This is a genomic window from Kitasatospora sp. NPDC003701 (assembly GCF_053587085.1).
The window spans coordinates 1-12195 of sequence record NZ_JBSFNM010000118.1; the positions used below are offsets into that span (position 1 = coordinate 1).

11 protein-coding genes are annotated in these 12195 nt (G+C 73.3%); 6 read left to right on the forward strand and 5 right to left on the reverse strand.

What is annotated here, in order from left to right; translation table 11 throughout:
• Positions 1-74: 74 nt before the first annotated feature.
• The 3 genes from ACWDRR_RS43155 to ACWDRR_RS43165 form a co-directional block, all read right to left on the reverse strand.
• Positions 75-1406 carry a hypothetical protein gene (locus ACWDRR_RS43155; RefSeq protein ID WP_449777818.1) on the reverse strand — a complete coding sequence of 444 codons (1332 nt, stop codon included), beginning with the start codon at positions 1404-1406 and terminating at the stop codon, positions 75-77.
• A gap of 385 nt (positions 1407-1791) precedes the next feature.
• Entirely contained in the window at positions 1792-3081 is a 1290-nt protein-coding gene (locus tag ACWDRR_RS43160; protein ID WP_449777819.1) for a glycoside hydrolase family 16 protein, read from the reverse strand.
• A gap of 335 nt (positions 3082-3416) precedes the next feature.
• Complete coding sequence (locus ACWDRR_RS43165) at positions 3417-3935, reverse strand: MarR family winged helix-turn-helix transcriptional regulator (RefSeq protein WP_449777820.1); 519 nt, start codon at positions 3933-3935, stop codon at positions 3417-3419.
• A gap of 133 nt (positions 3936-4068) precedes the next feature.
• On the opposite strand from ACWDRR_RS43165, the gene ACWDRR_RS43170 reads away from it, so the two are divergent.
• The 5 genes from ACWDRR_RS43170 (at position 4069) to ACWDRR_RS43190 (ending at position 8164) form a co-directional block, all read left to right on the forward strand.
• Entirely contained in the window at positions 4069-4668 is a 600-nt protein-coding gene (locus ACWDRR_RS43170; RefSeq protein ID WP_449777821.1) for a malonic semialdehyde reductase, read from the forward strand.
• Positions 4669-4738: 70 nt separating this feature from the next.
• Positions 4739-5977 carry an MFS transporter gene (locus ACWDRR_RS43175; protein ID WP_449777822.1) on the forward strand — a complete coding sequence of 413 codons (1239 nt, stop codon included), beginning with the start codon at positions 4739-4741 and terminating at the stop codon, positions 5975-5977.
• Positions 5978-6204: 227 nt separating this feature from the next.
• Complete coding sequence (locus tag ACWDRR_RS43180; protein ID WP_449777823.1) at positions 6205-6654, forward strand: NTP pyrophosphohydrolase; 450 nt, start codon at positions 6205-6207, stop codon at positions 6652-6654.
• Between the two features lie 243 nt (positions 6655-6897).
• Positions 6898-7320, forward strand: a complete 423-nt coding sequence (locus ACWDRR_RS43185; RefSeq protein WP_449777824.1) for a carboxymuconolactone decarboxylase family protein — start codon at positions 6898-6900, stop codon at positions 7318-7320.
• A gap of 145 nt (positions 7321-7465) precedes the next feature.
• A complete protein-coding gene (locus tag ACWDRR_RS43190) occupies positions 7466-8164 on the forward strand; it encodes a class I SAM-dependent methyltransferase (protein WP_449777825.1) in 699 nt (232 codons plus the stop codon).
• Between the two features lie 120 nt (positions 8165-8284).
• Here ACWDRR_RS43190 and ACWDRR_RS43195 read toward each other — a convergent pair whose 3' ends face one another.
• A complete protein-coding gene (locus ACWDRR_RS43195) occupies positions 8285-9274 on the reverse strand; it encodes an aldo/keto reductase (protein WP_449777826.1) in 990 nt (329 codons plus the stop codon).
• 453 nt (positions 9275-9727) lie between these two features.
• Between ACWDRR_RS43195 and ACWDRR_RS43200 the strand changes: the two genes are divergently transcribed.
• On the forward strand, positions 9728-11176 hold the full coding sequence (locus ACWDRR_RS43200; RefSeq protein ID WP_449777827.1) for an RICIN domain-containing protein: 1449 nt from the start codon (positions 9728-9730) through the stop codon (positions 11174-11176).
• Between the two features lie 164 nt (positions 11177-11340).
• Here ACWDRR_RS43200 and ACWDRR_RS43205 read toward each other — a convergent pair.
• The coding region (locus ACWDRR_RS43205; RefSeq protein WP_449777828.1) for an N-acetylglucosamine-6-phosphate deacetylase at positions 11341-12195 on the reverse strand (855 nt) is incomplete at its 5' end.

Sequence of the window (12195 nt, forward strand, 5' to 3'; positions counted from 1 at the left end):
GGACCACTTCCGCTTCGTCACCCTCCCCCGGGCCGACGACCTGGAGACGGCGATCAACCGGATCGGCCGCTTCCTCACCACCTACCGGCAGGTCTCCCGCCGAAGCGGTGGCCCGGCGGCAGCGCGGCCCGGACGGGGGCCGCGAGCAACGCGAACAGGGTGGTGACCAGGGCGGCCGTCACCGCCGCCGTCCAGCGCGGGGTGGGCCACAGCCACAGCGCCAGCGCGGTGGCCGCCACCGCCGCCGGCAGCACCGCCACCGCGCTCTCCCCGCCCAGCCGGATCAGCACGCCGGTGCCGGAAGCACCCCGGGCCCGGAGCAGTCGGAGCTCCGCCCCGCGCCGTTGCAGGGTGAGCGCGGTGGCCAGCGCCAGAACCACGCCCGCGACCCCGGCGACAGCCGCCGGACCGATCAGGGCCAGCGGCGCGACAGCGGCCTGACGCACCACCGCCCGGTCGAGGTGACCGGGCAGCCGGGACGTCGTCGCCAGATCCGTGCGCCCGGTCGCGGCGACCAGCCCGGTCGCGGCCGGCCCGGTCATGAACGTGGCAACGCCCCGCCGGACCTCCGCCAGCCGGTCCGCCCGCAGCGCGTCGACGTCCACCGGCAGCCGCCAGAAGTCACGCGCCTGGTGCCCCCAGACGGCGAGGGCGCTCAGGTCGTCGCCCCCGACCACCCCGGCGGTGTGCCAGTTCCGGATGTTCGGGTCGTTGAGGGAACGTTCCAGGCAGGCCCGGCCGGTGCACGGCAGGTCGGCCCAGAACGGATCGGCCTGGTCGGTGACGGTGTAGAGGCCGGTCACCCGCACCCGCTGCGACGGCACGGAGTCGTCCCCGAGGACGTCCCCGAGACGGATCTTGATCGTCTCCGCCGCCGCGAGGGAGACCGCGATCGGAATCGGGTCACCGGGAGCGACACTCCCGGCCGGCCAGGCGCCCGCCACCAGGGTCGTGTACTCGCTGATGCCGTGCAGGTAGAGCAGGTGCAACGTGGGCGGGGACTTCCCGTCCGGCCGGTCCAGACCCTCGGTGACCAACGGACGACGCCGGACCGCCTCGGCGCCGAACACCGGCCCCGAGGGCACCACCGAGAAGCCCGCACCCGTCCGGGCCAGCAGCTCACCCGCCACCGACTCCAGGTCCGCCACGGTCTCGCCCCGGTCGTCGCGGGGCGCGGCGGTGCTCAGCAGGCTCGTCTCCAACGGCCCCCGGTCGTGCAGGAAGTCACGCAGCGCCGCGTCCGCGCCACGATCCAGGACCCTCGGGAACCCCGCCGCCAGGAACACCAGCACCAGGGCGAGCCCGGCGGTGAGCAGCGCCGCCCAGGGGGCCGTGCGCAACCTCGTCCGCACCCACCGGGCCGGCCGGTGGTCGCCGCTGGCCGCGGAACGGTCGGGGCTGGTCACATGGTCCTCCGTCGGACGGGACGGCGGTCGTGGACGATCCGTCACGCGATGAGCGGCCGATGCTGTCAAACACCCCCCGCACAGCGGAAGACACCGCCACGAAACACGGACCGAAGGGGCAGCCGAACGGGCAGCCGACCCGCCGGCGCCCCGGCACTCCACGCCCGACCGGCCCGACCGGCCCGATGACCAGCCGCCGGACCCACGGCGGACCCACGGCGGGCCGACGCCCGCTGACGACGCGGCCCTGCCCTTCGTCACCCCCGTGCGGAGCGGCGGATCCGCTGCTCGGCCGGAAGAGGGCTGTGGCCCGACCCCCGGCAGGGTCGGGCCACAGCCCTTGCGTGCGGCCTCGTCGGCCCGATGACCGTCCGTCAGGGGCCGGTCAGTGCTGCCAGACCCGCACGTAGTCGACCTGCATGTCGGCCGGCACCGCCGAGGGGCCGCCGCCGGACCAGACGGCGTTGTTCAGGATCAGGTACTGCGGCGACGAGCTGATGCCGGTGGTGATCTGCCCGACCTGCTTCCCGTCGTAGTAGTAGGTCACCGAACCCGGCTTCCACTCGGCGCCGTAGGTGTGCCAGCCGCTGTAGTCGCCGGTGGCGCAGCCGCCCGGGCCGCCGGACGGCGAGTGGTAGTGGTAGCAGGCCTGGCCGCCCAGACCCTCCATGACGTCCATCTCGCCGTCGGCCGGCCAGTTGTGACCGTCCGTCCAGAACGCGGGCCAGTTGGCGATCTGCGAGCCGGCGGCGGGCAGGTGGATCCGCGCCTCGAAGGCGCCGTAGGTGAACTCCGCCTTGCCGTTGGAGGACAGCATGCCGGAGCGGTACGGGTAGGTCTTGCCGTTGACCGTGGTCGGTTGCTGGGCGATGTTCAGGTGCAGCGAGCCGCCGCCGACGGTGGACTGCGAGGGGGCGTAGGCCGCGAGCTCGATGTCGGGGTTGACCGGCTGCGTGGTGCAGGTCTGGCAGCCGAACCAGTTGGGCGTCCACTTGGCACTGTCGACGCTGCTGCCGTTGAACTCGTCCGCGAACACCGGGCGCCAGCTGCCCGCGATGCCCAGCGGGCCGCTGCCCGAGGCGGGGGCGGTCGGCGTGGCAATCGGCGTGGCGGTCGGCGACGGGGTCGCGGTCGGCTTGGCAGTCGGCGACGGCGTGGCGGTGGGGGTGGCGGTGGCCGTGGCCGTGGGCGACGGGGTCGGCGTGGGTGACGGGGTCACCGCGGCCCCGCCGGACGTGAACGTGCGGACCGGCGTCAGGTTGTGCCAGCCGTCCGAGGCCTTGTAGGCGACGAAGTAGGTGTACGAGCCGGCCGGGAACGTCCGGCTCTTGGGGGTGAGGGTGGTCTGCCGGGTGTCCAGCGTGGCGGCGGCGGCCCCGGGGAAGTCGTAGTTGGCACCGCTCGCCGAGCGCACGGCGATGGTGAGGCTCTGCAGCTTGAGCCGCTTGCTCGCGTGCACCTTGGCGGTCGCGGTGACGGCGGCGTTCGGCGCGGGCGAGCCGGGCGTGATGTCGAGCGAGTCGACGGTGACCGGGCTGGTGGCCGCCTCGGACTGCGCCGCCCAGGTGGCGGTGCCGGTGGTCACGGCCGCGGCCGCGAGCGCGGCGACGGTCAGGCGCTTCCAGGGCGCCGGCGCGGCCCGGCGGTGTCGAGCGTTGTTTCGCAGGGTTGTCATTGCTGTGGCAGTACCTTTCCTGCCCCCCTCGAGACCCACGGGCCCCGTCCGCGGCAGGAGCGGAGGAGAGCCCGTCGAGGGGGGAGCCTGTGCGAAGCGGTACGTCCTTCGCAACCTGCGGACCGTCAGCCCGCACCCTTCCGGCCGGTCGGGCGACGGCTCGTAGGCAGGAGAACCACCAGGTCAGACCGGCTATCGGGACCGCCGTCGAGGGCCGGTGTGAGGTGCCGCACAGGTGACCGGGGCCACACGAGGCGTCCGGCCGGCGGGGCCGCCGGGGCCGCGGACCCGGCGCCGGCCGGGGCCGAGCGGCCACCACCGGGAACCCCCGGGCCTCACGTGACGGTGGTGTCCCCGAAGGAGACGAGCAGCCGGCGCAGCATGCCGGCGAGCTCCTCGCACTCCGCACGCTCGAACAGCTCCAGCATGCGGGCCTCGTGGGCAAGGTGGTCGGCCATGTACGCGCGGGTCACCGCCACGCCCTCCTCGGTGAGCCTGATCTTCACCGAGCGCCGGTCCTCGGCTCCCCGCACCCGCTCGACCAGGCCCTTCGCCTCCATCCGGTCGATGCGGTTGGTGATGGCGCCGGAGGTCACCATGGCCGCCTTGCGGAAGGCTCCCGCCGTCAGCTCGTAGGGCGGGCCCGATCGCTGCAGGGTGGCGAGGACGTCGAACTCGCCCAGCTCCAGGCCCCGTTCGGCGGCGAAGGCCTTGAGCTCCTTGTCGATCGCCGTGCCGAGGCGCTGGAGCCGGGCGAGCACCTGCACCGGCCACAGCCGGTCGGTCAGATCGGGGCGCTCCGTCACCCACTGCTCGACGATCTCGTCCACCGCGTCGCTGTCGCCGCCGCTCATCGCTTCTCCCTCGGGCCGTTGCCGTGTCACCCCCGAAGGATATCTCAACCTTAAAAGACTTGACGTTGAAAGATCGCGGATGGTTTTATCTCAACGTTGAAACTCTCAGTCTTGAACGAACGGAGCGCACGCCATGTCCGCACACCCCCTCGCCCTCACCGCCGCCGCCCAGGACCTGCTGTTCCGCGAGGCCCGCACCGCCAACTCCTTCACCGCCGAGCAGGTGACCGACGAGCAGGTCCGGGCCGTCTACGACCTGGTCAAGTACGGCCCCACCGCCTTCAACCAGTCCCCGCTGCGGATCACCCTGGTCCGCTCCCCCGAGGCCCGCGCGCGCCTGGTGGACCACATGGCCGAGGGCAACCGGGCCAAGACCGCCGCCGCCCCGCTCGTCGCGATCCTCTCCGCGGACAACGAGTTCCAGGAGGAGCTGCCCCAGCTGCTCCCCCACTACCCGCAGGCCCGTGACCACCACTTCGCCGAGCGCCCGGTCCGCGAGGAGTCCGCCCTGCTGAACGCCACGCTGCAGGCCGCGTACTTCATCGTCGGCGTCCGCGCCGCCGGCCTGGCCGCGGGCCCGATGACCGGCATGGACTTCGACGGCATCCGGAAGGAGTTCCTCGACGACGACCACACCCCGCTGATGGTCGTCACCATCGGCCGGCCCGGTGAGAACGCGTGGTTCCCGCGCTCCCCGCGCCTCGCCTACGACCAGGTCGTCACCACCGTCTGACCCGGCCCGCCGCAGCCCCGCCCCGTCCCCGGGTCGGCCCGGGATCCTCACCTCCGCGCAGGGAGTCGCCATGTCCGCAGTTGCTCCGACCACCGCCGCCACCGCCCGCACCGCAGCACGCCGCACCGACGGTGCGCGGTCCGGCCGGCCGCCGGCCGCCCTCTGGCTGGCCCTGCTCGCCACGCCCATCGCCATGGGCGCCAACGCGCCCGTCCTGATCCTGCCCGACATGGCCCGCTCGCTCGGGGTCTCCACCACGACCGCGACCTGGCTGGTCACCGTCTTCGCCTGGGCGATGACCATCGGCACACCGCTGTTCGCGGCGCTGATCCGGCAGCGCGGACTACGGCCGACCCTCGTCGTGAGCGGGGCGGCCGTCCTGGCCGGCACCGCGCTGCTCACCACCTCCCCGTGGCTCCCCCTGATGCTCGTCGGGCGGGCCGTCCAGGCGGGCGGCGGCGCGGGGCTCGTGGCGGTGGCGATGAACCTGGCCGGTTCGGCCCGGCGGATGGGCGTCATCACCGCGGGGTTCGGCGTCCTCGGCGCCTCCGCGCCGCTGCTCGGCTCACGGATCGCGGACGCGGTCTCCTGGCGGCCGGCCCTCGCGCTGTCCACCCTCGCGCTGCTCGCGATACCCGCCGTCTGGCGTCACGCCCGCCCCGCGCAGCCCGCCGGCGCCGCCTTCGACGCCACGGGGGCCGGGCTGGTGGTGGCGCTGGCCTCGGCTCTCGTCCTCCTGCCCACCGCACCGCTCGCGGCCGCCTGCGCCGCCCTCGCCACCGCCGCCCTCCTCGCGGTCCACGTGCGGCGCCGGCCCGACGGGTTCGTTCCGACCGTCCTGCTGCGCTCACGCGCCTTCCTCGGATCCGCGCTGCTCGCCTGCGCCTTCTCGACCTCGTACTTCACCCTCCTGTTCAGCCTGCCGCGGCTGATCCAGCAGCGGACGTCGTGGAGCACGGACCTCATCGGCACCGGCCAGCTCATCGCCCTGCTCATCGGCTCGGCGCTGTCCTGGCTCCTCGCCGCGGCCTCGGTGCGCCTCGGCCACCGCGCGGTCCTCGCCCTCCTGATCACCCTCGCCGTCCTCGCCCCGCTCACCGCGGCCCTCGCCACCTGGCCGGTGCTCCTCCTGTGCACCGCCACGGCGGCCGTGTTCGTCTCGGCCGGCAGCAACGCCGTCCTGTCCCTGCACGCCGCCAGGAGCGCGCCCGAGCACCACCGCCCCACCGCCATCGGCCTGTTCGTCCTCTGCTACCAGCTCGGCGGCGCGCTCGGCCCCGCGCTGGCGGCCCTGCTCGTCCTCAAGTAGCACCACCCGGCCGGCCGGCCCGCACCTCGCCCGGACGCCCCCGAACGGGGCGCCTCGGGCCGGGGGCGTTCACCAGCCGTCGGCACGCCGCTCGCGCGCTTCGCTTCCCGGACGACCGATCGGGCCTGCCGGTCACCCCGTTCCTCACATCAGGGGCGACGCCGGTCCCCGCGCCCGGCGCCGCTCGGGGCGGCGGGCGCGGGCAGCGCGTGGCAGGCTTGCGGGCCATGGGCGAGCGTGATGCGGGCGGGGCGGACGGGTCGGTGCCGTTGCTGGTGGTGGACGGCGCCAATGTGGTGGGCTCGGTGCCCGACGGCTGGTGGCGGGACCGCCGGGGTGCGGCCGAGCGACTGCGTGACGCCCTGGTCGCCGTGGCACGGCACGGACCGGCGGACCGGGGCGGGGTGGGTGCCGGTCCGGTGGAGGTGGTCCTGGTGGTGGAAGGCGCCGCCCGAGGGGTGGCCGAGCTGCCCGAGGTCCGGGTCGTCGCCGCGCCCGGGTCCGGCGACGACCGGATCGTCGGGCTGGTCGAGGAGGCCCTGGCCGCCCGGCCGCTGCGGGACTGTCGGGTCGTCACCGCGGACCGGGGCCTGCGTGCCCGGGTCATCGCCCTCGGCGCGGGGGTACTCGGCCCGCGCGCGGTGTGGCCGGCCCGGTCGGCCCGCGCGGAGGGTTGACCGACCGAGCGCCCGACCGACCGCACGGGCGGACGGGCGGCGCGACTCGGGCGGACCCGGTCGAGGTCGAGGGTCGGCGTGCCGTGCTCACCCCCGCGCGACGGAGAGCACGAGGATGTCGCCACCCTCGGCGGCACGGCCCGCATGTCGGGCTTGAGTTCGAGTGCACTCCACGTTCTACGGTCATGCCAGAACCGGACACCACGAGAGGGCGCTACGCGCCACCCGAAACGGAGCGACTCCATGAGCAGCACCCCGAACACCGCCGAGACCCGCCAGGACCGCTACGACCGCGGCCTTGAGGTGCTGACCCGCATCGACGGCGAGGCCGGGCAGCGGGTCGTCGACTCACTGGCCGACATCAGCCCCGAACTCGGCCACCAGATCGTCGCCTGGGGCTTCGGCGAGATCTACCAGCGCCCCGAACTCGCGCCGCGCGACCGCCAGTTGGTGACCCTGGGCATGCTCACCGCACTCGGCGGCTGCGAGCCCCAGCTGGACGTCCACATCAACGCCTCCCTCAATGTCGGCCTCACCCCGGGGGAGATCGTCGAGGCTCTGCTGCACTCCGCCGGCTACTGCGGCTTCCCCAAGGCCCTCAACGCCACCTTCGTCGCCAAGAAGGTCTTCGCCGAGCGCGGCCTCCTGCCGGTCACGACCGACTGAGCCCGCCGGGGCGGGCGAGGAGGCGCCGAGCGCGACCGGTCCACCGAGAAGTGATCAGGTCGAGCCACGCCTCCCCCTGGACGTCCTGTTGCCGAATCGGCAACAGGACTGGCCCGACCGGCGTCCTCCGGGCGACGGTGGTCCGGTGACCGAGAACATGGCAGCAGGACACCCCGGGGCCGACGCTCCCCCGCCCACGGACGACTTCCTCGGCGACCCCGTGGTACGGGCGGAGTGGGACAGCCGGTACGCCGACCGGCAGCACCTGTGGAGCGGCCGGCCGAACGGCGCGCTCGTGGCCGAGGCCGCCGGACTCGCCCCGGGGCGGGTGCTCGACGTCGGCTGCGGCGAGGGCGCGGACGCCGTCTGGCTCGCGCGCGGCGGGTGGGACGTGACCGCGCTCGAGGTGTCGGGCGTGGCGCTGGAGCGGGCGGCCGGGCACGCCCGGAACGCCGGCGTCACCGTTCGCTGGGTGCACGCGGGACTGGCGGAGGCGATGCTCCCGCCCGCGTCCTTCGACCTGGTCTCCGCCCAGTACCCGGCCCTGCTCCGCACCCCCGACGCCGCCGCCGAGCGGGCGCTTCTCGCGGCCGTCGCGCCCGGCGGAGTGCTGCTGCTCGTCCACCATGCGCTGGCGGACGACCACCGGGCGAACGACGGCGGCTTCGACCCGGCCGACTACGTCTGGCCCTCGACGGTCGCCGCGCTGCTCGACGACGACTGGGAGGTCGAGGTGGACGAGCGGCGGCCACGCGTGGTGCCCGACAGCGGCGCGGGCGCGCACCACGCCGACGACCTCGTCCTGCGGGCCCGCCGGCTGCGCAGGGAAGTCCTGGCGGACTGATCCTCCGCAGGGTCCTCGTGGCGGGCCGTCAGGACCGTGGCGGGAGCGGCGGAGAGGGGCACCTCCGGAAAGGCTGTCGGCGAAGGCCTGTCGGCGTGGGACGGCCCGCGAGCCGAGCTGTCAGCGACTGAGCAGGTCGATCTCCGCCAGCTCCTCCGCCGTCAGGGGGGCACCGGCCAGCGCGTCGAGGTTCTGGTCGAGCTGGGCGGTGCTGCTGGCGCCGATGATCACCGACACCACCCGGCGGTCGCGCAGCACCCAGGAGAGCGCCAGCTGGGCGAGGGTCTGGCCGCGCCGCTCGGCCACCTTGCCCAGCGCCCGCAGCTGCTCCAGCTTCTCCCCGGTCAGCGCCTCCTCCTTGAGGAAGCGCCCGACCGACATCCGCGAGCCCTCCGGCACCTCGCCCGAGAGGTAGCGGTCCGTCAGCAGCCCCTGGGCGAGCGGGGAAAAGGCGATCAGGCCGGTCCGGGTCTCGCCCACCGCGTCCAGCAGGCCCTCCTCCGGACCGCGGTCGAGGATCGAGTAGCGCGCCTGGTTCAGCAGCACCGGCGTGCCCAGCTCGCGCAGGATCGCCACGGCCTCCCGGTGCTGCTCCGCCGGGTAGTTGGAGATCCCCGCGTACAGGGCCCTCCCCGAGCGCACCGCCGCGTCCAGCGCGCCCATCGTCTCCTCCAACGGGGTGTCGGGGTCGTGGCGGTGCGAGTAGAAGACGTCCACGTAGTCGAGGCCCATCCGCTCCAGCGACTGGTCCAGGCTGGCCAGCAGGTACTTGCGGCTGCCGCCGTCGCCGTACGGGCCCGGCCACATGTCGTAGCCCGCCTTGCTCGCGATGAACAACTCGTCCCGGTACGGCTTGAAGTCCTGCGCGAACAGGTAACCGAAGTTGCGCTCCGCACTCCCGTACGGCGGGCCGTAGTTGTTCGCCAGGTCGAAGTGCGTGACACCCCGGTCGAAAGCCCGGCGCAGCACCGCCCGCTGCACCTCCAGCGGTTGGGCGTCACCGAAGTTGTGCCACAGGCCGAGCGAGACGGCGGGCAGCCGGACGCCACTGCGGCCGGCCCGGCGGTAGGTCATCGAGGCGTAGCGGTCGTCCGCGGCGGAGTAGGTCATGCCGCTCATCCTGCCAGCTACTCATCAGAACGTAAATAAACACAAACAAACAGACATGAGGGAGCAGCCGGACCCCACTGCACGGAATCGACGGATGCTTCAACCGGCCTACCGGGAAAGGTAGTTGAAGTGTGTTCCTGAGGTGATGGTTCCGTGTCCGTCAGGGCCGCCCCTCGGGGATACAGACAGAACGCTTGACACAACCGAACATCGCTTCAAAACTCTCCACCACCCCGATTGTTTGCGTGAACACAGCGACGGACGCGCTGACACCGGCCGTCGGGCGACCCCCACCCATTGATGCGCTCACGGCCGCTCTCCCCAGTCCGCCCGAACGCGGGGCGGCAGGCCGGCGCGGCTACGTGACGTACGGCCGATCCCCCTCGGTCCACGCCGTCGCCGTGCCCTGCGGGGACGTGTGGGCGCATCGGCCAACGAAGGGCACGGATCGACATGCTGCGCTTTCGCACGGCCGTCGGCGCTGCCGTCCTGGCCCTGTGCGTCTCCCTGGTCCAGGGAGTCGGGCAGGCCGAGGCGGCACCCTTGACGGTCACCAACGGCACCCGGTTCGCGGACACCGCGGGCAATCCGCTGCACGCCCACGGCGGCGGTGTCATCAAGGTCGGCCAGTACTACTACTGGTTCGGCGAGAACCGCAACGCCGACAACTCGTTCCGCTACGTCTCCGCGTACCGCTCGACGGACCTGAAGAACTGGGAGTTCCGCAACAACGTGCTGACCCAGGCGACCGATCCCGAGCTGGCCGGCGCGAACATCGAGCGGCCCAAGGTCATGTACAACGCCACCACCCGTCAGTTCGTCATGTGGATGCACAAGGAGGGCAGCGCCACCGACTACAGCCAGGCCCGCGCGGCCGTCGCGGTCTCCGGCACGGTCGACGGCGACTACTCCTGGCGCGGCAGCTTCCGCCCGCTGGGCGAGATGTCCCGGGACATCACCACCTTCGTCGACGACGACGGCACCGGGTACATGATCTCCGCCGCCAACGAGAACCAGGACCTGCACGTCTACCGCCTCACCGCCGACTACACCGGGATCGACGCCCAGGTGCAGAGCCTGTGGAACGGCCAGTCCCGGGAGGCCCCGGCGATGTTCAAGCGCAACGGCGTGTACTTCCTGCTGACCTCCGCCGCGACCGGCTGGGCCCCCAACCAGCAGATGTACGGCACGGCTGCCGGCATCACCGGCTCCTGGAGCGGTCTGCAGGACGTCGGCGACGGGATCACCTACGCCAGCCAGACCACCTTCGTCCTGCCCGTCGAGGGCAGCGCGGGCACCGACTACCTCTACCTGGGCGACCGTTGGGGCAACGCCACGGGCGGCACGGTCAACGACTCGCAGTACGTGTGGCTCCCGCTGGAGTTCCCCACCGACACCACGATGACCATGGGCTACTCACCGCAGATCACGGTGGACGCGGCCGCGGGTTCGGTGGCGCCCATGAACGCCACCTGGCAGCAACTGGTCGGCCGGCAGAGCGGGAAGTGCGTCGACGTCGGCGCCTACTCCTTCGCCGTGTCCGCCCGGCTCCTCCAGTGGACCTGCGGCAACGGGGCCAACCAGAACTTCTCCCTCAAGGATCTCGGCACCGGGTACGTGCAGGTCATGGCCAGGCACAGCGGCATGTGCCTGGACGTCGAAGGCGGGTCGAGCGCCGACGGGGCCCGGCTGGTCCAGAACACCTGCTCCGCCGCCCGGTCCCAGCAGTGGCAGGTCCAGGACGTCGCCGACGGATCCGGCCACATCCGGCTGATCGCCCGGCACAGCGGCAAGTGCCTGGACGTCATGAACCAGGCCACCGGCGACGGCGCCGCGCTCGCGCAGTGGACCTGCAACACCGGCACCAACCAGCAGTTCGGCCGCCGGACCGTCGCGGTCTGACCCGCACGACCGGCACCGGCCCACCCTTCGGCACGCCCCTCCCTGACCGGGGCGGGGCGTGCCGTCCGCCGCGCCCGCCCCGGGAACCCCGTCCCGGCGCACGCGCTTCGGCCGCCCGCCCCCCAGGACGGGCGGCCGCGGCACCGGCGCCGGGCGGGCCCGGCTCAGGGACGCCCGACCACGTCGAACCTCTCCCTGCCGGTGATCCACTCGCCGCGGCGCATCACGGCGACCAGATCGTAGCTCTCGGAGTCGAGGACGACGAGATCGGCGTTCTTGCCCCGCTCCAGCGAGCCGGTCGAGTCGAACAGGCCCAACAGACGGGCGGGGACCGCCGAGAGCGACTCGACGGCCTGGCTCAGGGTGAGGCGGTTGACGGTGACCGAGCGCTTGAACGCGACGTCCAGGGTGAGGGTGGAGCCGGCGATGGAGCTGCCGTCGGTGAGCATCGCGACGCCGTCCCTGACCTCGACCTGGAGCGGGCCGAGCGGGTAGCGGCCGTCGCCCATGCCGGCGGCACCCATGGCGTCGGTGATCAGGGCGACCCGGGAGGCGCCGGCGGTGCCGTAGGCGAGGTCCAGGACGGACGGGTGCAGGTGGACGCCGTCGTTGATCAGCTCGACGGTGACCCGCTCGTCCTCCAGCAGCGCCACGATCGGGCCGGGGGCGCGGTGGGCGATGCCGGGCATGGCGTTGAACAGGTGGGTGGCGACGGTGGCACCGGCCTCGATCGCCTCCAGCGTCTTGGCGTAGCCCGAGTCGGTGTGGCCGACGGCCGCGATCACGCCGAGGTCGGCGAGCATCCGCACGGACTCCAGGCCGCCGGGCAACTCGGGCGCCAGGGTGACCATCCTCGCCCGGCCGCGGGCGGCGTCGACCAGCCTGCGGACCAGCGCCGGGTCCGGGTCGCGCAGCAGGTCGGGCCGGTGGGCGCCGCAGCGGTTGTGCGAGATGAACGGGCCCTCGAAGTGGATACCGGCCAGCACGCCGTCCTCGACGAGCTCGGACAGCACCGAGGC